The sequence below is a fragment of the Candidatus Pelagibacter sp. PS_34 genome (assembly GCF_059417845.1).
The window spans coordinates 279,070-298,934 of the sequence record NZ_CM182068.1 but is presented as its reverse complement, the minus strand read 5'-3'; the positions used below and the strand labels follow the sequence as shown (position 1 = coordinate 298,934).

Here is a 19,865-nt window from a genome sequence, read left to right as displayed (position 1 = left end):
TTAAGCAATGTATAGTTTGTCACGTCTCTATAAATTTTATAGTCTTTCTTAAAACTAATAGGAGAGAGATTATGGATGATCAATTAGGCGCTCTTACAGTTATATTTACAGAATTTTACTACTGGGTAACAGTAGTATTAATGTTCCTGATTCACGTCGGGTTTTGTATGTATGAAGTTGGAGCCTCACGATATAAACATCACCAGCATACTTTAATGAAAAATACCATGGTAATACCACTAGTAACGGTAACCTGGTTTTTCTTTGGTTGGTGGATTTACTGGGCATTCCCAACAGGACCTGGAATAGCACCTTCAATAATGAATGAGAGTTCAGCATTAATTACTGACGAAAGTACTTTTAGTGCGAAATGGTATGTGGCAAATACTGAATTTATGGCTGTCAACTTAGGTGACCGTATAAGTGGAGTATTCTGGGCTGCATTCTTACTATTTTCATGGACAGCTGCTTCAATTGTTTCTGGAGCAATCATTGAAAGAATTACAACTTTTGCATTTGGTATTTTAGCAATTGCAATTGGTTCGTGTTTCTGGGTAATTGATGCTGCATGGGGATGGCACTTTGATGGATGGATGCTTAAAATTTTAGGATATCATGACGCTTACGCATCAGGAGTAATTCACGCAATTGCGGGTGGATTTGCTTTAGGTGTTCTAATCGTTTTAGGACCTAGAATTGGGAAGTTCTCATCAAGTGGTGAGCCAAGAAATATAGGACCAAGAAACCCATGGCTAGTTACAGTTGGATTATTTTTAATCTATACTGGTTTCTGGGGATTTTATGCGGCATGTAATATACCGATATTTGATCTTGGACCTGAGTATGGAATGGAAGGTGTAACGTACTGGACAGCAACAAACATATATGTAACCCCAACCACCCTGAGTGGAATAACTTATAACTTCTTGATGTCACTATCAGGTGGATTATTGGCTGGATACGTGGTCGCTAAAGGTGATCCATTCTGGACTTACTCAAGTGGACTGGCTGGTATCATCTGTGCATCTGCAGGTAATGATTTGTATCACCCGATACAAGCAATGCTTATTGGTGCAATCGGTGTAGTTATTTCATACAAAATGCATTACTGGGTTGAACGTAAGTTCAAAATTGATGATGCAGTTGGTGCAGTAGCGGTACATGGTTACGCAGGATTTGTTGGTCTTGTAATTTGTGGATTTGTTTTAAATGGCTATCCTTCATCTGGATACAGTGTTGGAGCTATGTGGGACGGATCAACTTATGCATCAATCAATCCACTGGGACAATTCCTTGGAGCAATTATAATGTTCGGAGTTCTTGGAATGTTACCAGGTTACGTTATTGCTAGAGTACTAAGCGCTTTTGGTAAATTAAGAATACCGCGTGAAGTTGAAATAGCAGGACTAGACTATGAAATAATGGAGGACGATAGAGAAGCTGAAAAAGCGGTCGCCTCTTCAACTAGGTAAAGGAGAAAAAATATGGCTACAGTTACAAACTGGATAGATCATTTAAGTGCAAAAGAGGTTGTCGGAGCAGTTTATCCGGGGGCTGGATCCACTGAAACTTTACTAGTTTTTCTTGGTGTAGTTTTTTGGATCGGTTGGCATGTTTTAACTGCTAGATCTGAAAGTGAAAAACTTTCAAGATTAGCAAGAAAGAGACATGGCGCTAATGATCATAAGAGCAATATTACCGACTGGTAATATCAATTAAAAATTTGGGCGCTACTTAATTGTGGCGCCCTTTTTTTTTATAAAGATTTTACAATCATGGATAGAAAAAATAACGAAGATCTAAGACCGAGTAAAATGAGAGGTGTCGTTTTTCCAAAAGCAAAGTATGGAGTGATAGCGGCTATTATCATCATTGTAGTAGGAAATATTTTCTACTATAAAGAATTCTTAATATCCTTAATTAAATAAACTTAAAAATCTATGTGTGGAATAGTAGGAATTTATCTTAAAACAAAAAAATACGAAAAAGATCTTGGTAAATTTTTATCTGGAATGCTTGATGGTATGGCGACTAGAGGCCCTGATAGTGCTGGATTTGCAATATACACAAAACAAAATAAAAACAAATTTAAATACTCTATTTGTTTAAATCAATTAACAGATAAAGAATTTAAAAAAAAAATATCTAAATTTTTAAAAAAAATAACACTTAAAACTTTTTCGGATCATGTAATTCTTGAAACAGAGGAAAAAACCGAAAAGGTATTAGAAATCCTAGATTCTAAATTAAAAGAAGTTTCTTTGGTGGGTTATGGTAAAAGTATTAATATCTTCAAACAAACAGGAAATCCTAAAGACGTGGTTAGAAAATTTAAATTATCTTCTTTTTCAGGAACTCATGCTATAGGACACACTAGGATGGCAACAGAGAGTGCAATTACAACTCAAGGTTCTCACCCCTACTCTACATCAGAGGATGAGTGCTTGGTTCATAATGGATCTCTTTCAAATCATAACAATGTACGAAGGTCTTTAAAAAAAGAAGGTCAGAAATTTAATTCAGAAAATGATACTGAGGTTGCGGCTGGTTACATCTCTAATCAAATTTCAAAAGGAGAAAATCTAGAAGAAACCCTAAAAAATAGCCTAAAAGATTTAGATGGTTTCTACACCTTTATAGCTGGTACTAAAGATGGTTTTGCATTGTTGAGAGATGAAATAGCTTGCAAGCCAGCAGTTGTTGCAGAAACAAAAGATTATGTAGCGGTTGCTTCAGAATTTCAATGTATGGCGCACTTGCCAAATGTAAACACAGCTAAAATTTTTGAACCAAAACCTGGTATTGTTTATCACTGGTAAATTATGAATTTAGATCTAAATAAAAAAAAACTAAGAGAAATTAATCAACTACTACAAAATGTTAGTAGAGAAAAAAATAACAGAAGTTTCCAAATTTTAAATCCCCAAGGTCAACACGCTATTTGTGCAGGTTTAAAAGATGATATTGAAGTTTCAATAAAAGGGCACACTGGCTATTATTGTGCTGGGATGAATAAAAATGCTTCTATTACCGTACACGGAAATGTTGGAACGGGTGTAGCTGAAAACATGATGTCTGGTAAAGTAATTATCAAAGGCAATGCTTCTCAATCTGCTGGTGCAACTGGTCATGGTGGTTCTTTAATTATTGAAGGAGACGCAAGTTCAAGATGTGGCATATCAATGAAGGGGATTAACATTATTGTAAAGGGATCTGTTGGTCATATGTCAGCATTTATGGCACAAAAAGGTAATTTAGTTATTTTGGGAGACGCTGATGCTGATTTAGGAGACTCAATTTATGAGGCTAAAATATTTGTTAAAGGTAAGGTTAAAAGTTTAGGTTCTGATTGTATAGAAAAAAAAATGGATGATAAAAATATAAAAGAATTAAATAAGATTTTTAAAGATTTGAATATATCTGAAGATGCTAAAAAATTTAAAAGATATGGATCTGCGAGAAATTTATATAATTTTAAAATTGATAATGTGAGCTCATATTAGTTATGAAAAAAGATTTAAAAGAATTTAAAACATTTCCATCTTCAACAATTAAAGAAATTCAAAGAGCTGCTAAGGAAGGAATTTACCAAATCAGAGGATTGGGTGCTAAAAGAAAAGTTCCAGACTTTGATGACTTGGTATTTTTAGGAGCTTCCATGTCTAGATATCCATTAGAAGGTTATAGAGAGAAATGTAATACCTCTGTAATACTTGGGGACCGTTTTGCAAAAAATCCTATTAAATTAGATATACCAATTACTATTGCTGGAATGAGTTTTGGAGCTTTAGGTGCCAATGCAAAGGAAGCTTTAGGCAGAGGTGCTTCTGCTATGGGAACTTCGACAACCACTGGAGATGGAGGCATGACAAAAGAAGAAAGAGGATCTTCTAAATATCTAGTATATCAATTATTACCTTCTAGATACGGTATGAATCCAGATGATTTAAGAAAAGCAGATGCTATAGAAATAGTTGTGGGACAAGGTGCAAAACCTGGAGGGGGTGGAATGCTTCTTGGACAAAAAATTAATAAAAGAGTTGCTGGTATGAGAACTTTACCTGAGGGCATAGATCAAAGAAGTGCTTGTCGACATCCAGATTGGACAGGACCTGACGATTTAGAAATAAAAATTCAAGAATTGAGAGAAATTACAAATTGGGAAAAACCAATTTATATAAAAGTTGGAGCAGCAAGGCCATACTATGATACGACTTTAGCAGTAAAAGCTGGCGCTGATGTTGTTGTGTTAGATGGAATGCAAGGTGGAACAGCTGCAACACAAGATGTTTTTATAGAACATGTGGGAATACCAACTCTTGGTGCCTTAAGAGAATCTGTAGATGCTTTAAAAGAATTGAACATGCATAGAAAAGTTCAATTAATTGTTTCTGGTGGAATTAGAACTGGTGCTGATGTTGCAAAAGCAATTGCAATGGGAGCAGATGCTGTATCAATAGGATCTGCTGCTATGATGGCTTTAAATTGTAATGCAGATCTTTATAGAAAAGATTACGAAAAACTTGGAACAGAGCCAGGTTACTGTCATCACTGTCATACAGGAAAATGTCCTGTAGGTGTTGCTACACAAGATCCTATACTAGAAAAAAGACTCAATCCTATAGAGGGGGGTAAAAGATTAAAAAATTATTTATCCACATTAACCCTAGAGTTGCAAACATTAGCAAGAGCAAATGGAAAATCAGATGTAAGAAATTTAGAACCTGAAGATTTAGCAGCTTTAACAGTAGAAGCTGCAGCAATGGCAAGAGTTCCGCTGGCTGGAACAGATTGGATACCAGGACTAAAAAATAAAAAATAGTATTGTGAAGACTAATTAACAGTTGTAAATTAAGAAATAAAATATGCCTATTAATTTATCTAAAATTGCTAAAGCTAAAAAAATAAAATATTTTTTGATTAGTTTTGTAGATTTTTTTGGTGTCTTGAGATCTAAATTAGTACCAGCACAAGCGATTGCTGACATGCAAAAGAATGGGGCGGGTTTTGCGGGTTTTGCAACTTGGCTAGATATGTCTCCTGCAGATGGGGATATGTTTGCTCTACCAGATCCTAAAAGTTTAATTCAATTGCCTTGGAACAAAGAAATTGGCTGGTTAGCTTCTGATTTATATATGTATGGTAAACCAGTTAAGGCTTCACCTAGAGTAATGCTCAAAGAGCAAATTAATAAATTACATAAAAAAGATTTAGTCATGAAGTCAGGTGTAGAGTGTGAATATTTTTTGATCTCAGAAGATGGGAGTAAAATTGCTGATGCAAGAGACACTCAATCAAAACCTTGTTACGATCAGTCTGCTTTAATGAGGAGATATGATTTAATCAAAGAAATATGCGATAGCATGATTACTATGGGTTGGAACCCATACCAAAATGATCATGAGGACGCTAATGGCCAGTTTGAAATGAATTGGGATTATACAGATTGTTTAACTACAGCTGATAGACATGTATTCTTTAAATATATGGTGAAATCATTAGCTGAAAAACATGGTTTGAGAGCAACATTTATGCCAAAACCTTTTAGCAATCTAACAGGAAATGGCTGTCATGCTCACATCTCTTTATGGAATGGAAAAATTAATAAATTTCTAGATAATGGAGACAAATTAGGTTTGAGCAAATTAGCATATAATTTTCTAGGTGGAATTATGAAACTTACTCAGCCTTTGACAGCGTTTTTTAATCCGACAATTAATAGTTATAGAAGAATAAATGCACCACCAACAAAATCGGGAGCTACATGGTCGCCTAGTAGTATTTCTTATACAGGAAATAATAGAACTCATATGATAAGAATTCCAGATAAAGGTAGATTTGAACTAAGGTTAATGGACGGAGCAGTAAATCCTTATTTGCTTCAAGCTGGAGTAATAGCTGCTGGTTTACATGGAATAAATAATAAAATAGATCCTGGTGAACCTTTATCTTGTAATATGTACACTGATCATAAAAATTACCCTCACCTAAAAAAATTACCTGACATAATTGAAGATGCATTAGATCAACTAGAAAATAGTAAAGAAATTAAGGAAGCATTTGGCGGTGATACTATTAAAAGCTATCTAAAGTTAAAAAGGTCTGAAATTAATGATTTTAATCAAGAAGAAAAATTTGATAAAAAAAGCTCGGTAACTCACTGGGAAAAAAATAGCACTCTTGATTGTTAATAAATGAAATCAATCATGCAGAAAGACCTTTGGTCTATTACATCATTTTTAGAGAATAAAAATTATAAATTTAATAAAGAAAATATACTTACGCAACTTCCAGAAAAATTTATAGATGAAGCAATTAAGGCTATATCTAGTTGGGATAATTATGCCCCCACTCCATTGGTTAAATTAAATAAACTAAATGATGAATTAAAATTTAAAAATATTTACTACAAAGATGAGGATAAACGGTTTGATCTAAAATCTTTTAAAGCTTTAGGTGGAGCTTTTGCTGTTTACAAGATTGCCAGTGAAAAAGAGAATATAACTGTATCAACAGCAACAGCTGGAAATCATGGTCGATCTGTAGCCTGGGGGGCTCAAAGACTTGGATTAAAATGTAAAATATTTATAAGTGAATTTGTTAGTGAATCTAGAGCTGAAGCAATGCGTAAATTGGATGCTGAAGTGATTAGAGTTAAAGGTAATTATGATAATTCATTAAAAGAATGCATAAAACAATCTAAAGAAAATAATTGGGAAATTGTACAAGATGTGTCTTGGGAAGGTTACAAGGAAGTACCAAAATTAATTATGGCTGGATACACCATAATGATTAAAGAAATTTTAGATGAAGTAAAATCTAATTCAATATCACACGTATTTCTTCAAGCTGGAGTTGGCGGAATGGCTGCAGCAATGATTGCTGGCTTTGCAAAATTATCACAAAATATTCCAAAATTTATTATTGTTGAACCAGAAAATGCAGACTGTGTATTTCAAAGTATTAAGAATAATAAACCCACAAGTGTTGATATTAAAAAGGAAACAGTAATGGGTGGAATGTCTTGTGGTGATGTATCAAGTATTGCCTGGGAAATTTTAAAAAATTCTTCAAATTATTGTTTAACTATATCTGATGAAGCAATCTCAACTACTGTAGCATTGCTAGCAGAAAAGCGTTTATCCGATCTAAAAATAATAGCTGGTGAATGTGCTGTCCCAGGTATAATCGCGTTAATAAGCTCATTTAACAATAAAGAATACTTAGATAAGCTAGAGTTAAATGAACAATCAAATGTACTTTTATTTGGTTGTGAAGGTTTAACTGATAGTGCAATGTATCAAAAACTACTAAGTGATGGATTGCAAAAAATCTGAGTAAATATGACAAAAAAAGCCATTGTTTGGATTAGAGAAGATTTTAGAATTGAATATAACGAAGCCTTAGCGACAGCAACTCAAAATCATGAGTATGTAAGTGCTCTTTATATATATAACCCAAAAAACTTTGATAAAAAAAGAGAGGCTCAAAAATGGTGGCTGTCTAAATCATTAGAAAATTTAAGTATAGATCTAAAGAAATTAAATATCACATTGGAAATTCAGTTAGGTGATGAACTAGAGGTATTATCAATTTTAAAAAAGAAAGATGATGTTACTGTTTATTGGAGTAAAGTTTATGAGCCAGATGTAATTAATAAAGGTAAAAAAATAAGAGATCTATTTATTAAGAATGAAGTTCAATATAAATATTTTAAAGGAAATATTCTTGTAGAATTTCAAGAAATGACTAAAGACGATGGCACTCCCTATAAAGTATTCACTCCATTTTGGAAAAAAACTGAACAGCATTATATTTCAAAAGCTCCTTCAAAATTAATACGAGTTAAATCAAAAATTAAAAAGATAAACATATTTAAAAATTCAATTTCTATAAAAGAAATTTTACCTAAAAAAAATTGGTATAAAAAATTTGAGAAATACTGGGACCCATCTGAAAAAGAAGCTAAAAAATATTTACAAGAATTAATAAATAATAGAATTGAGGACTATGGTGATGCACGAGATATTCCAGGTGTTAACGGAACCTCCAAGTTATCTCCTTTCTTAAAATTTGGTCAAATACATGTAGAAACAATTTGGAAGAAATGCCAAGACATTAAAGTTAAAAAAATTGGATATAGAAAGTATATTAATGAATTAGGATGGAGAGAATTTTCTCATAGTTTAATTAATTACTTTCCACAAATGTTAAAAGGTAATCTTAGAAAAGATTTTGACAATTTTCCTTGGGTTAAAAATGATAAATTTCTTAAAGCTTGGAAAGCAGGCATGACAGGATACCCTATTGTAGATGCTGGAATGAGAGAACTATATGAAACAGGATGGATGCACAATAGAGTTCGAATGATTGTTGCTTCTTTTCTTGTTAAACATTTAAGAATTCATTGGATGGAAGGTGAAAAACATTTTAAAAATTGTTTAGTTGATTATAATGAAGCCAGTAACGTTGCTCAATGGCAATGGGTTGCAGGATGTGGTGCAGATGCAGCTCCCTACTTTAGAATCTTCAATCCTATCCTTCAGGGGGAAAAATTTGACAAAGATGGGATTTATACAAAAAAGTGGGTTCCAGAACTTAAAGACATGCCTAATAAGTTTCTATATAAACCATGGGAGCTTGAAACCAAATACCAAGAACAGATTAAAGTAGTTGTTGGTATCAACTATCCAAAACCAATTGTAGATCACGTTGAAGCCAGAAATGCTGCTCTAGATGCTTTTAAAACAATTAAGAAAAACTAATCTCCTAAATAATGAAGAATAATCAATCTTTTTTGCTTCTCAATTCTGTGCTCAAAAAGATATAAACCCTGCCAGGTACCAAGTAATAACTCATTGTTTTTAACGCTTAAAGAGATTTGATTATTAGTTAACGCAGATTTTATATGTGCAGGCATGTCATCTTTTCCCTCAGCTGTATGGATGTAAAGGGAATTGTCCATAGGTACGAGCTTATTAAAAAAATTTACCAAATCACTTTGAACATCTGGATCAGCATTCTCTTGAATTATTAAAGAAGCACTGGTGTGTTGAATGCTTATATTGATAATTCCATTATTAAATTCATTATCCTTGATCCATTTGTTAGTTTGGCTTGTAAATTCATAGAGATTCTGGCCATTAGTACTCAATTCTAAGTTAAAAAACTCTTGTCTCATAACTTCGTATACTTAATAGATGTTAATTCATACAACCTACTAATAGTTCTTTTAAATATTTTTTTTAAATCTTCAGAAGAGCTTAATAAATCTAATTGTAATTGAGAAGTTATCATAAGTGGTATTTTTTTTTCATAAAGAATATCAATTAAAGTAATAAATCTTTGTTGTTGATTAGAATTATCACTGTTAAAAATTGGAATATTTTCTATAACAATAAAATTACATACTTCAGTTATTTTAATGTAATCTTCGGCTCCAATATTTTTAGAACATAACTCTTTAAAATCAAAACGTGCTATTCCATTAAAGTAATTCTTAATAGTAAGCTTTCTACCTTTAATACTTAAGATCATTTCTTGATTAGTAAGATTTTTAGTTATTTTTCTAAAAAATTTATTAAGTTTAAAATTAGTTGATTCATTTAATGGATAAAAATATCTTTCATTTCTGTTTTTTACAGACTTTCTATAATCATCTTGGATAATCAATTGCGTCTCGTAAGTTTTTTCCTTCATTATTTTAATAAAGGGAAGAAATTGATCTCTTTGTAATCCGTCTTTATAGAGATCATTTATTTTAGTATTTGATGAAAATAAAACTTTTATATTCTCATCAAATATTTTTTTAAATAAGCTACCTAAAATCATAGCATCTACAATATTTGTAACCTGAAACTCATCAAGATAAATTAATTTAGATTTATTTTTTAGTTTTTGAACAAATTTATCTATAATATTTTCTTGTGTATTTTCTTTGTTTTTAAATACAAAGTCGTGAAAACTAATCATAAACTCATTAAAGTGAAATCTTTGTTTAGTTTTATCAAAATTATTATAAAAAAAATTTAGTATCATGGTTTTACCTACACCTACATCCCCTTGTAAATAAAACCCTGTTTTATAATTTTGTTTAGTAAATATTTTTTTTAAAAGTGATTTATTAAAGTTTTGAGTATAGAATAAACTCAATTCTTCTATTAAGTCTAATTGACTGGGATTAATTTCTAAATTATTAATTTTACAATAACTAAGAAATAATTTATTTAAATTCATTTTTTCGTTTTAAAATCTATACCATATTCAGATCTAGGGCCTTTTCTTAATCCAAAGGGTCCAGATATAAACAAAGTAAGCGGTCTTGTTCCTGGTTTAAGATCAACTCTGTGTAAATTATTAGCTGACCTGAAACCTATATATCCAGGCGCTCTCCAAAATCTTCCAGTATTTAGTGTTTCCCAGTAACCCCCTCTTAATATCACTGTTATGTAAGGAAATGTATGATTATGAACTCCTTCTCCATGATCGTCAGCTAACATTTCATGTAATAAAATATTAAATGGAAACCATTTTGGCCTATGCCTTAATAAGACATAATATCTGTTCATCCAAGGTTTAGCTTCATTAAATTTGGGGTGAGAGGGTCCTCGATCTAAAACAATTTTTTTTTTTCCTAGCTTATCAAGTAACTTAAGAAACATTACTAATTTAATTTAATAATAGAATTATCAGTAATTAGATATAAATTTTTATTAAATATAGCTGGCCTAGAAATTCTTTTATTGTCAATTTTTAGGATAGTCCTGGCTTTGCCGGTAGTAATATCAATAACTAGAAAACGTCCAATATTAGTTGATAGGTAAATATTTTTGTTCCCAACAATAAAGCCAGCTGGTCTTATCTTAAGTCTATTTTTAGCTTTAAATTTATTAAGTAAATAATTTGATCTTATAATATTTCCAGTATTTTTTTCCATAATAATTAGATAACCTTCCATTGATATAGTGAATATTAAGTCATTAATTATTACTGGTCTTAAGTTGGAGTTAATCTCTTGTTTCCAGTTTAAGTTACCAGTTTGTATATCTAGTGAAAAAAATTGATTTTGGTTATTAGAAAAAAACAATGCCTCTTTGTCAGCTACAACATCAGATGTCTTTAAAAAAAAACCCGTATCAAAGGCTAAACTACTTTGTGTAGGGGTTTGCCATAATAAATTACCGTTATTAATATCGACAGCACTTATATCGCCCAAAGAATTATTAAAGTAAATTTTTTCATTTAAAATTACTAATGAAAGTCTTTTTTGAGATCTTATAAGTGAACCTTGCGTTTTTCGAGCCCAAATTTCTTTTCCATCGTTTATTGAATAAGCTCTTAAAGTATTTTCAAAATCTATTACATAAATTCTATCTTTATAAATCTTTACTTGTGAATTAAATGGCGCATTATTATTTTTAGACCATAATAATTTTCCTGTATTAATATTGATAGCATATAATTTTGCTATATTATCAGCAATTATTAAAATTTTATCATTGTAACCAAAAAATAAAAATGGGTTTTGTTTTTTTTCATATTTTGAATAAAAGTTTTTTTTCCATATTAAATTCGATTTATTGTCAAAGTTTAAAATAGACCCTTCATTATCAAAAAAAATAATATTATTTTGATTAAATGTGATTTCTGGTTCGTATTGATAAAAATCTTTTATCTTTTTAAATTTATATCTAGATAAACTCTCAAGTTTACCGTTGTAGTTAATTTTGCCGCTATTATTGCTAAGATTTTTAAAAAAACTATTACTTACAGCTCTTGAATCGAGCTCTATTTTTAAATTAGGATTAAATTCAAAATTTAATTTTTCTTCTTTTTTGAAGATTTCTGTTATGTTTTTATTTTTTTCTTCTTCAATATTTTCTTTATTCCAAAACTTTGAGCTTTTGTGAAATGAACAATTTGTAATAAAAATAAAAATTAATAATAATTTAAAAATTTTACTCACCTATATCTCTGTTAAGTCTTTTTTGTGATGCTAGTTTAATTTCATTATTTGCATTGGACAGTAATAAAATTTGATTAAAAAATTCTTTTGCTTTTTGTTTTTCATCTTTTGAATAAAAAAATTCTGCAAGCAAGTATAATGCATGGGACTTCCAGATACTTTCAGAATTAATTACTGGATTAAGTATTTTCAATAATTCATTTTCACTAACAAAGTCTGAATTGAATAATGCTTTTTTATATATAATCAAATTCTTAATTTCATTATCGAGTTTTGTTTTTTCAATTAACTCATTAAATAATATATTTATCTCATCATTGTTCTCTAATAAATTATTGTCTATTAGATGGTATAAAGCTAATGGAGAATAAGTTGCATCATTACTTTTTACAACATTAACCATTTCATCAATTGTTTTTTGTTTATTTTCAGGATTAAGATCTATTAATGCTAAGTTGTATTGATTGGCTAATTTAATTCTATTTTTTTCTTTAGAATTTTCAAATGATAGATAGCCAATTATAATTACTAATATTATTGAAATAATTATTATAAGTTTTTTTTTATTATTTATAAAAAAATTCTTTATTCTCTCATTTCTTGCGTTTGTATCTATGATTGTAATTTCTTCGTCCATTGCTATATCATATTCCTTAATACATACTGAAGTATTCCACCATTTTTATAATACTCTAATTCGTTTTTAGTATCTATTCTACATAGCGTTTTGATCTTTTTAATATCTCCCGAGGCATATTTTATTTCAACTTGAACATGATCTGATGCATTTATACCGTCTTCAATTTGAAGAACGGTTATCAACTCTGAACCAATTAATTTTAAGTTTACCCTATCGTGTCCTTCGGTAAATTGTAGAGGTAAAACACCCATTCCAATTAAATTAGATCTATGAATTCTTTCGAAACTTTCTGCTATTACAACTTTAACACCTAATAGTTTTGTTCCTTTAGCAGCCCAATCTCTTGACGATCCTGTTCCATATTCTTTTCCTCCTATAACAACAAGGTCTGTCCCTCTTTTTTTATATTCCTCAACAGCATTATAAACTGGCATTACTTTTTCTTCTGGATATAATTTTGTAAACCCACCTTCTGTTCCTGGTGCCATTTCATTTCTTATTCTAATATTTGCAAAAGTTCCTCTCATCATTACCTCATGGTTTCCTCTTCTTGATCCGTAAGAGTTATAATCTGTTGGAAGTATTTGATGTTCCATAAAATACTCACCTGTCGGACTTTCTTTTTGAATATTTCCTGCTGGAGAAATATGATCAGTTGTAACCATATCCCCTAAAATTAAAAGTGGCCTTGCATCTTTAATAGGTTTAAATCCCTCAGGTTGATCAGATAAATTTTCAAAAAATGGTGGTTTCTTTACATAAGTTGAACTTGAATCCCAATTGTAAATACTGGTATTTTCAGTTTTAATTTCTTGCCATTGTTTAGGGCCTTCTGAAACATTTGAATATCTTTTAACAAACATCTCTGCATTTAGAGATTCTCTTAATGTGTCTTCAATTTCCTTATTAGATGGCCAAATATCTTTTAAAAATACATCTTTACCGTCTTTACTTTTTCCTAAAGGCTCTTTGTATAAATCAAATTCCATGTGACCAGCAAGTGCATAAGCTACTACAAGTGGTGGTGATGCTAAGTAATTAGCTTTTATATGTGGAGATATTCTTCCTTCAAAATTTCTATTTCCAGATAAAACTGACACAGCGTAGATGTTTTCCTTGTCTATTGCTTTAACAATTTCCTCTGGTAAAGGGCCTGAATTTCCTATGCAAGTCGTGCAACCATATCCAACCAAATTGAAACCAAGTTTATCTAAAAATACATTCAGTCCTGCTTTTGCTAAATAATCTGTAACTACTTGTGAGCCTGGTGCTAATGATGTTTTAACCCAAGGTTTAGTTTCTAAACCAAGTTCAACTGCTTTTTTTGCTAATAACCCAGCACCAATTAATACATTTGGATTAGATGTATTTGTACATGAAGTAATAGCTGCAATTAATATTGAGCCATCTTTAATTTCATAATCTGTTCCTGATACTTTTGAAAAATGTTGTTCTTTTCTATTAGTTGCATCTTCAAAAACTTTTTTAAATTCAGTAGATGCCTCTGTTAATAAAACTTTATCTTGAGGTCTTTTAGGTCCTGAAATAGTTGGAACAACTGTAGACATATCTAATGATAAGGTATCAGTAAATTCAACTTGGTCATTAGCCCATAAACCTTGTTCTTTTGCATAATTTTCAACTATATTTACTGTGTTCTCATCTCTACCTGAGAATCTTAAATATTTTAATGTCTCTTCATCAATTGGGAAAAAACCACATGTCGCTCCATATTCTGGTGCCATATTTGCAATTGTTGCTCTATCAGCAAGAGTTAAATTCTTTAAGCCTTCTCCATAAAATTCAACAAATTTTCCAACAACTCCTTTATCTCTTAACATTTTTACAACTGTTAAAACTAAATCTGTCGCAGTAGTACCTTCTGGCATTTTATTTTTAACTTCAAATCCTATTACTTCTGGAATTAACATTGAAATTGGCTGACCTAACATTCCAGCTTCAGCTTCTATTCCACCAACACCCCAACCAAGAACTGATAAACCATTAACCATAGTAGTGTGACTATCAGTACCAACTAACGTGTCAGGAAATAAATAGTTCTCGTTTTGAAATTTTTCAGACCAGACTACTTTTGATAAATATTCTAAATTAACCTGGTGACAAATCCCAGTTCCAGGAGGAACAATTCTAAAGTTATTAAAAGCTTGTTGTCCCCATTTTAAAAAAGAATATCTCTCACCATTTCTTTTAAATTCAATATCAACATTTTTTTCAAATGAATCTGAGTTTGCAGATTTATCTACTTGTACAGAGTGATCAATAACTAGATCAACTGCAGAAAGTGGGTTGATTGTATTGGGATCTTTATTTTTTTCTTTAACCGCTTCTCTCATAGCTGCAAGATCAGCAACGGCTGGTATTCCCGTGTAGTCCTGTAACAAAACTCTAGCTGGTCTATAAGCTATCTCAGTTAATGATTTTTTTGTCTTTAGCCATTCTTTAATTGCTTCTATTTGTCTTTTAGTTACTGACAGATCGTCCTCGTATCTTAAAAGGTTTTCTAACAAAACTTTTAATGACTTTGGAAGTTTTGAAATTCCATCTAAACCGTTCTTTTCTGCTTCTACTAAAGAATAATATTTGTAGTCCCTATCATTAATACTGATAGTTTTTAGGGAGTTATAAGAATTTTGATTTCCTGGTTTCATTTAATTTAGATATAGAACCCTATTATACAAACAATAAGTAGCAAGGACATAGCATAATTAAATCGTTTAATAAAATTATTATTTGTCGCAAAATTCCTTAAAAACTTACCTAAAAAAGCCCATGCTGTAATACTTGTTAGAGCTGTCAAAGAGCAAACGATAATAACTGTTAAAGAACTATTTAAGTAATCGTTTTCTAATACAAATTTTGAGATCAATGTAATAGCTGCCATTACTCCTTTAGGATTTAAAAACTGGAATGTAAAAGTATCAATAAATTTTACTGGATTAATTTTTTTACCCTCTTTGGATGTTTCAGAAAATGAAATTTTATAAGCTAAATATAAGAGGAATAAAGTTCCTAATATTCTGATCACTTCCTGGATTAGTGGATATTTGATAAAAGTTGATATCAATACAAAATTGATCAAAATTACTAACACAGTATAACCCAACCAAACTCCCATTATTAATGGAATTGTTTTTTTTATACCAAAATTAAAACCTGAGTAAGAAGCAACAGCATTATTAGGTCCTGGTGTAAAACCTAATGAACAAGAAATTCCAATCAATAAAAATAATTCAGGATGCATAAAGTTTAAGCTATTGGAAGCCCATTCTCTGATTGTTGAGATGGGTGAACTAGTATAACTTTGCCTTCATCATCAATCGAACCTAAAATAAGAACTTGTGAAACTACACCTGCAATATTTTTTTCTGGAAAGTTACAAACGCCAATAACTTGTTTACCTTTTAAATTTTCTTCATTGTAATAATGTGTAATTTGTGCGGATGATTGCTTAACACCTATATCTTTTCCAAAATCCACTTCAATTACTAGTGAAGGTTTTCTAGCTTTTTCATTTTTTTTAACTGATATTACAGTTCCAACTCTAATATCTATTTTATCAAAGTCATTATAGGTGATTTGTTCTTTCATATATTTAATATATAATGGTTGATAAATATGAGTACAGAAAATAATTTAAAGCTATTGTATAATAATTCAGTTCAAATTTTAACTGACTTAATAGCTTTTAAAACTATTTCAGGAGAAGATAATAGCTCATTAATTGATTATTGTGATGGTATCTTAAAAAAATTAGGTGCTACTTCTTTTAGAACTTATGACAGTGAAAAAAAAAGAGTAAATTTATTTGCAACACTAAAAGCTAAAAATTCAAATAGTAAAAAACCAATTATATTATCAGGCCATACTGATGTTGTTCCAGTTTCAAAAGGTTGGAGCTCTGATCCTTTTACTGCAACTATTAAAGGTGATAAATTATATGGAAGAGGTTCGTGTGATATGAAGGGTTTTATTGCTTGTGCTTTAGCTTATGCACCTGTTTATTCTAAATCGAACTTAGATAGAGACATTCATTTCTCATTTACATTCGATGAAGAAACTGCATGTCAGGGTGCTCCTATACTAATAGAGGAATTAAAAAAAAGAGATATTAAAGATGGTATTTGTATTATTGGTGAACCGACTAATATGAAAATTATTGATGCTCATAAGGGGTGTTATGAATACACAACTTATTTTAAAGGTTTAGCAGGACATAGTTCAGCACCTCACAAAGGTGTAAGTGCTGTTGAATATGCATCAAAATACGTAAATAAATTAATTGAACTTAGGGAGAAACTTAAAAGTAGAACACCAAAAGACTCCATTTTTGAACCACCTCATTCCACTCTTTCTATTGGTGGTGTGTTTGGTGGTATTGCGCATAATGTAATAGCAGACAAATGTCATGTTAATTGGGAAACACGACCAGTTATTAAGGAAGATGGTGTATTTTTAAATCAAGAAATCGACAAGTATGCAAATGAGGTGTTATTACCTGAAATGAAAAAAGTTTTTCCTAATGCTTCAATCGAAAAAGATATTATTGGTGAAATAGTTGGGTTTGATAGAGAAGATAAGTCAGATGCTTGTGAATTAATTTCAAGTTTAACGGGTGATAATTCTAGACAAGTTGTTTCATTTGGAACTGAAGCAGGTTTATTTCAAGAAATTGGGATTAGTACTGTCGTGTGTGGTCCAGGATCAATTGATCAAGCTCATAAAATTGATGAGTTCATTGTTTTGGATGAGCTTAAAAAATGTTTAAACTTACTTGATGGTATCAAAGCAGAGTCTATTTCAAATTAATAAATTGTTAAACAATACAAAGTAAATTATAATTTTTTATGTCTAAAAAAGATCCAAGAGATATGATTGGGTATGGTTCCAAGGATCAAAAGATTATTTGGCCTAATAATGCACGTATTGCTGTTCAAATAGTTTTAAATTATGAAGAAGGTGCTGAAAATTGTGTTTTAAATGGTGACAATAACTCAGAAATTTTCTTATCAGAAATCATTGGCGCTCAACCTATCAAAGGTAGACATATAAATATGGAGTCTCTTTATGAGTACGGTTCAAGAGCAGGATTTTGGAGATTGCATAAACTATTTCAAGAAAAGAAAATTCCTATTACGGTTTTTGGAGTCGGTATGGCTTTAGAAAAAAATCCTGAAGTTTGTAATGCTATAATAAAAGCTGATTATGAGGTTGCATCTCACGGGTGGAGATGGATTGATTATCAAAATATTAAAAAAGCAGAAGAAAAAAAACATATGAAACTTGCTATTCAAGCTCATAAAAAAATTTTTGGGGAGAGACCTAATGGTTGGTATACTGGTAGATGTAGCCCCAATACTAGAGACTTAGTTATGGAAGATGGTGGTTTTTTATATGACAGTGACTCTTATAGTGACGACTTACCATACTGGGAAACTAGAAATAAGAAAAAACAATTAATCATTCCTTATACTCTAGATAACAACGATATGCGATTTGCTACCAATCAAGGGTTTAATACAGGTGATCATTTTTTTTCTTATCTAAAAGATAGCTTTGATGTTTTATACGAGGAAGGAAAAACAAACCCTAAAATGATGTCAGTAGGATTACACTGTAGATTAATTGGAAAGCCTGGAAGAGTTCAATCTTTAAAGAAATTTCTAGATTATATTCTTAAACATGAAGATGTATGGATATGTAAAAGAATTGATATAGCCAAACATTGGATTAAAAACTATTCTTAATAATGTCAAAAAAAATTATTTTTACAAATGGTCTTATAGATTTAGCTCAACCTAGATTGGGAACTAAGGTTATATTTAAAACTGATGATTTTTTTGCTTCAGCAAATAGAATTATTAGTCCTTTACCAGCAATTTTTAAAGATGGATTGTTTGATAAAAATGGTAAATGGATGGATGGATGGGAATCTAGAAGAAAAAGAACTAAAGGGCATGATTATATAATTTTAAAATTAGGAAAACCTGGTTCTATTAAAAAAGTTGATGTTGATACATCACATTTTAATGGAAATCAGCCAGCTATGATTTCTATTGAAGGAACAAACTCAAGTTCAAATAAAATAAGTCAATTAAAGTGGGAACCATTACTTTCTAAGAAAAAAACTAAAGCTAATAGCCATCACTTCTTTACTACAAATAGTAAAAAAAAATTTACACATATAAAATTTAATATTTTTCCTGATGGTGGGGTTGCTCGACTGAGGTTATTTGGCTCAATTGCTAAATCTAATAAATTGAAAAATAAAAAAACAAATCTTGCATCACTATTAGATGGTGCCTCTGTTATTGCTTGTAACAATGAACACTTTGGTAAAGCTGAAAATATTTTAGCCCCTGGTAAAGCTAAAAATATGGGAGATGGATGGGAAACAAGGAGAAGACGTGGCCCAGGATTTGATTGGCTAATATTAAATTCTTTAGATGGAAAAGAAATTGATAAAATTGAAATTTCTACTCATCACTTTAAAGGTAACTTTCCAAGCTATTGCTCTTTACAAGCTGCTTATTTACCAACAATAAAAGGCTCTAAACAAATTGTAAATTCTTCGGTCAAATGGAAGTATTTATTAAAAGATGCAAAATTATCCTCTAATAAATTACATATTTTTAAAAATAATCTAATGAAAAAAGATAAAATTAATTTTATAAAAATTAATATTTTTCCAGATGGTGGGATATCTCGATTTAGAATATATGGAAAAAATGTATGACCAACTTAGCAATCAAACCCAAACCTATTAATAAAGAAAATTTTAAAAAGTTTGGAGATATGATCACAACAGACGATATCAAGCCTTTAGAAATAAATGATGGCTATGCAAAACGATATGATGGGATAGCTAACCTGGATGCAAAGAAAGATGGTGGAGAGTCTATAATTAGTATTTTTTCAGCTTTAAAAAGATCTTTTCCTATGAAGATTGATATGATGGAAAAACATCCACTTGGTAGCCAAGCCTTTATCCCAATGAAAGAAACAACATTTTTAGCTTTTGTTGCTCCTGAGGGTAATAAGCCTGATTTAAATAAAGTGGAGGCTTTTATTATTCCAAACGGAATTGGAGTAAATTATAATGCTGGTATTTGGCATTTTCCTTTAATTGCAACTGAGGATATGAATTTTTTGGTTGTTGATAGAAAAGGTGAAGGTGACAATCTAGTTCTTCATGATTTAAATAAAGAAAATATCACTTTAGAATTTAAAATATAAAAAAAG

At 30.6% G+C, this 19,865-nt stretch carries 21 protein-coding genes; 13 read left to right on the top strand and 8 right to left on the bottom strand.

What is annotated here, in order from left to right:
* Positions 1-71: 71 nt before the first annotated feature.
* The 9 genes from AC5SL3_RS01550 (at position 72) to AC5SL3_RS01510 (ending at position 8,765) form a co-directional block, all read left to right on the top strand.
* Positions 72-1,472 carry an ammonium transporter gene (locus AC5SL3_RS01550; RefSeq protein ID WP_494578431.1) on the top strand — a complete coding sequence of 467 codons (1,401 nt, stop codon included), beginning with the start codon at positions 72-74 and terminating at the stop codon, positions 1,470-1,472.
* 12 nt (positions 1,473-1,484) lie between these two features.
* Positions 1,485-1,709 carry a hypothetical protein gene (locus AC5SL3_RS01545; RefSeq protein WP_271521024.1) on the top strand — a complete coding sequence of 75 codons (225 nt, stop codon included), beginning with the start codon at positions 1,485-1,487 and terminating at the stop codon, positions 1,707-1,709.
* A 66-nt stretch (positions 1,710-1,775) separates the two neighbouring features.
* Entirely contained in the window at positions 1,776-1,928 is a 153-nt protein-coding gene (locus tag AC5SL3_RS01540) for a hypothetical protein (RefSeq protein WP_494578429.1), read from the top strand.
* A gap of 12 nt (positions 1,929-1,940) precedes the next feature.
* The gene (locus AC5SL3_RS01535; RefSeq protein ID WP_494578427.1) at positions 1,941-2,819 is read left to right on the top strand and encodes a class II glutamine amidotransferase; all 879 of its coding nucleotides are present in this window, start codon (positions 1,941-1,943) and stop codon (positions 2,817-2,819) included.
* A 3-nt stretch (positions 2,820-2,822) separates the two neighbouring features.
* The gene (locus tag AC5SL3_RS01530; protein WP_494578425.1) at positions 2,823-3,503 is read left to right on the top strand and encodes a GltB/FmdC/FwdC-like GXGXG domain-containing protein; all 681 of its coding nucleotides are present in this window, start codon (positions 2,823-2,825) and stop codon (positions 3,501-3,503) included.
* A 2-nt stretch (positions 3,504-3,505) separates the two neighbouring features.
* On the top strand, positions 3,506-4,822 hold the full coding sequence (locus tag AC5SL3_RS01525) for an FMN-binding glutamate synthase family protein (RefSeq protein WP_006997972.1): 1,317 nt from the start codon (positions 3,506-3,508) through the stop codon (positions 4,820-4,822).
* Positions 4,823-4,865: 43 nt separating this feature from the next.
* On the top strand, positions 4,866-6,191 hold the full coding sequence (gene glnT / locus AC5SL3_RS01520) for a type III glutamate--ammonia ligase (protein ID WP_006997971.1): 1,326 nt from the start codon (positions 4,866-4,868) through the stop codon (positions 6,189-6,191).
* Between the two features lie 3 nt (positions 6,192-6,194).
* The gene (locus AC5SL3_RS01515) at positions 6,195-7,337 is read left to right on the top strand and encodes a diaminopropionate ammonia-lyase (protein WP_006997970.1); all 1,143 of its coding nucleotides are present in this window, start codon (positions 6,195-6,197) and stop codon (positions 7,335-7,337) included.
* Positions 7,338-7,343: 6 nt separating this feature from the next.
* Positions 7,344-8,765 carry a cryptochrome/photolyase family protein gene (locus tag AC5SL3_RS01510; protein ID WP_494578423.1) on the top strand — a complete coding sequence of 474 codons (1,422 nt, stop codon included), beginning with the start codon at positions 7,344-7,346 and terminating at the stop codon, positions 8,763-8,765.
* Here the strand turns inward: AC5SL3_RS01510 and AC5SL3_RS01505 are convergent.
* From AC5SL3_RS01505 to AC5SL3_RS01470, 8 genes are read right to left on the bottom strand one after another with little or no spacing between them, the layout of a single operon-like run.
* The gene (locus AC5SL3_RS01505; protein WP_271499126.1) at positions 8,762-9,181 is read right to left on the bottom strand and encodes a secondary thiamine-phosphate synthase enzyme YjbQ; all 420 of its coding nucleotides are present in this window, start codon (positions 9,179-9,181) and stop codon (positions 8,762-8,764) included. The two genes, AC5SL3_RS01510 and AC5SL3_RS01505, sit on opposite strands and share 4 nt — an antisense overlap.
* Positions 9,178-10,236: a cell division protein ZapE gene (zapE, locus tag AC5SL3_RS01500; protein WP_494578422.1), complete on the bottom strand. Its 1,059-nt coding sequence runs from the start codon at positions 10,234-10,236 to the stop codon at positions 9,178-9,180. Before zapE ends, AC5SL3_RS01505 begins: the two co-directional genes overlap by 4 nt.
* The gene (locus AC5SL3_RS01495; RefSeq protein ID WP_494578420.1) at positions 10,233-10,661 is read right to left on the bottom strand and encodes a hypothetical protein; all 429 of its coding nucleotides are present in this window, start codon (positions 10,659-10,661) and stop codon (positions 10,233-10,235) included. Before AC5SL3_RS01495 ends, zapE begins: the two co-directional genes overlap by 4 nt.
* A 2-nt stretch (positions 10,662-10,663) precedes the next feature.
* Positions 10,664-11,965 carry a PQQ-binding-like beta-propeller repeat protein gene (locus AC5SL3_RS01490; RefSeq protein ID WP_494578418.1) on the bottom strand — a complete coding sequence of 434 codons (1,302 nt, stop codon included), beginning with the start codon at positions 11,963-11,965 and terminating at the stop codon, positions 10,664-10,666.
* Complete coding sequence (locus AC5SL3_RS01485; protein WP_494578416.1) at positions 11,958-12,602, bottom strand: hypothetical protein; 645 nt, start codon at positions 12,600-12,602, stop codon at positions 11,958-11,960. The genes AC5SL3_RS01490 and AC5SL3_RS01485 overlap by 8 nt, the downstream gene beginning before the upstream one ends.
* 2 nt (positions 12,603-12,604) lie before the next feature.
* Positions 12,605-15,274 carry an aconitate hydratase AcnA gene (acnA, locus tag AC5SL3_RS01480; RefSeq protein ID WP_494578415.1) on the bottom strand — a complete coding sequence of 890 codons (2,670 nt, stop codon included), beginning with the start codon at positions 15,272-15,274 and terminating at the stop codon, positions 12,605-12,607.
* A 5-nt stretch (positions 15,275-15,279) separates the two neighbouring features.
* Positions 15,280-15,867, bottom strand: a complete 588-nt coding sequence (locus AC5SL3_RS01475) for a LysE family translocator (protein WP_494577105.1) — start codon at positions 15,865-15,867, stop codon at positions 15,280-15,282.
* Between the two features lie 5 nt (positions 15,868-15,872).
* Positions 15,873-16,214: a tRNA-binding protein gene (locus tag AC5SL3_RS01470; RefSeq protein ID WP_494577104.1), complete on the bottom strand. Its 342-nt coding sequence runs from the start codon at positions 16,212-16,214 to the stop codon at positions 15,873-15,875.
* A 27-nt stretch (positions 16,215-16,241) separates the two neighbouring features.
* On the opposite strand from AC5SL3_RS01470, the gene argE reads away from it, so the two are divergent.
* From argE to AC5SL3_RS01450, 4 genes are read left to right on the top strand one after another with little or no spacing between them, the layout of a single operon-like run.
* Positions 16,242-17,432 (top strand): acetylornithine deacetylase, encoded by a 1,191-nt coding sequence (gene argE / locus AC5SL3_RS01465; RefSeq protein WP_494578413.1) that lies wholly within the window; start codon positions 16,242-16,244, stop codon positions 17,430-17,432.
* A 38-nt stretch (positions 17,433-17,470) separates the two neighbouring features.
* Positions 17,471-18,370 carry an allantoinase PuuE gene (puuE, locus tag AC5SL3_RS01460; RefSeq protein ID WP_494578412.1) on the top strand — a complete coding sequence of 300 codons (900 nt, stop codon included), beginning with the start codon at positions 17,471-17,473 and terminating at the stop codon, positions 18,368-18,370.
* Positions 18,371-18,372: 2 nt separating this feature from the next.
* Complete coding sequence (gene alc, locus AC5SL3_RS01455) at positions 18,373-19,359, top strand: allantoicase (protein WP_494578411.1); 987 nt, start codon at positions 18,373-18,375, stop codon at positions 19,357-19,359.
* Positions 19,356-19,859: an ureidoglycolate lyase gene (locus AC5SL3_RS01450; RefSeq protein WP_494578410.1), complete on the top strand. Its 504-nt coding sequence runs from the start codon at positions 19,356-19,358 to the stop codon at positions 19,857-19,859. Before alc ends, AC5SL3_RS01450 begins: the two co-directional genes overlap by 4 nt.
* Positions 19,860-19,865 lie beyond the last annotated feature (6 nt).

Excerpts from the sequence above, each read along its gene's own strand:
- AC5SL3_RS01550 (WP_494578431.1), top strand. The coding sequence starts at position 72 with ATGGATGATCAATTAGGCGCTCTTACAGTTATATTTACAGAATTTTAC.
- AC5SL3_RS01545 (WP_271521024.1), top strand. The coding sequence starts at position 1,485 with ATGGCTACAGTTACAAACTGGATAGATCATTTAAGTGCAAAAGAGGTT.
- AC5SL3_RS01540 (WP_494578429.1), top strand. The coding sequence starts at position 1,776 with ATGGATAGAAAAAATAACGAAGATCTAAGACCGAGTAAAATGAGAGGT.
- AC5SL3_RS01535 (WP_494578427.1), top strand. The coding sequence starts at position 1,941 with ATGTGTGGAATAGTAGGAATTTATCTTAAAACAAAAAAATACGAAAAA.
- AC5SL3_RS01530 (WP_494578425.1), top strand. The coding sequence starts at position 2,823 with ATGAATTTAGATCTAAATAAAAAAAAACTAAGAGAAATTAATCAACTA.
- AC5SL3_RS01525 (WP_006997972.1), top strand. The coding sequence starts at position 3,506 with ATGAAAAAAGATTTAAAAGAATTTAAAACATTTCCATCTTCAACAATT.
- glnT (WP_006997971.1), top strand. The coding sequence starts at position 4,866 with ATGCCTATTAATTTATCTAAAATTGCTAAAGCTAAAAAAATAAAATAT.
- AC5SL3_RS01515 (WP_006997970.1), top strand. The coding sequence starts at position 6,195 with ATGAAATCAATCATGCAGAAAGACCTTTGGTCTATTACATCATTTTTA.
- AC5SL3_RS01510 (WP_494578423.1), top strand. The coding sequence starts at position 7,344 with ATGACAAAAAAAGCCATTGTTTGGATTAGAGAAGATTTTAGAATTGAA.
- AC5SL3_RS01505 (WP_271499126.1), bottom strand. The coding sequence starts at position 9,181 with ATGAGACAAGAGTTTTTTAACTTAGAATTGAGTACTAATGGCCAGAAT.
- zapE (WP_494578422.1), bottom strand. The coding sequence starts at position 10,236 with ATGAATTTAAATAAATTATTTCTTAGTTATTGTAAAATTAATAATTTA.
- AC5SL3_RS01495 (WP_494578420.1), bottom strand. The coding sequence starts at position 10,661 with ATGTTTCTTAAGTTACTTGATAAGCTAGGAAAAAAAAAAATTGTTTTA.
- AC5SL3_RS01485 (WP_494578416.1), bottom strand. The coding sequence starts at position 12,602 with ATGGACGAAGAAATTACAATCATAGATACAAACGCAAGAAATGAGAGA.
- acnA (WP_494578415.1), bottom strand. The coding sequence starts at position 15,274 with ATGAAACCAGGAAATCAAAATTCTTATAACTCCCTAAAAACTATCAGT.
- AC5SL3_RS01475 (WP_494577105.1), bottom strand. The coding sequence starts at position 15,867 with ATGCATCCTGAATTATTTTTATTGATTGGAATTTCTTGTTCATTAGGT.
- AC5SL3_RS01470 (WP_494577104.1), bottom strand. The coding sequence starts at position 16,214 with ATGAAAGAACAAATCACCTATAATGACTTTGATAAAATAGATATTAGA.
- argE (WP_494578413.1), top strand. The coding sequence starts at position 16,242 with ATGAGTACAGAAAATAATTTAAAGCTATTGTATAATAATTCAGTTCAA.
- puuE (WP_494578412.1), top strand. The coding sequence starts at position 17,471 with ATGTCTAAAAAAGATCCAAGAGATATGATTGGGTATGGTTCCAAGGAT.
- alc (WP_494578411.1), top strand. The coding sequence starts at position 18,373 with ATGTCAAAAAAAATTATTTTTACAAATGGTCTTATAGATTTAGCTCAA.
- AC5SL3_RS01450 (WP_494578410.1), top strand. The coding sequence starts at position 19,356 with ATGACCAACTTAGCAATCAAACCCAAACCTATTAATAAAGAAAATTTT.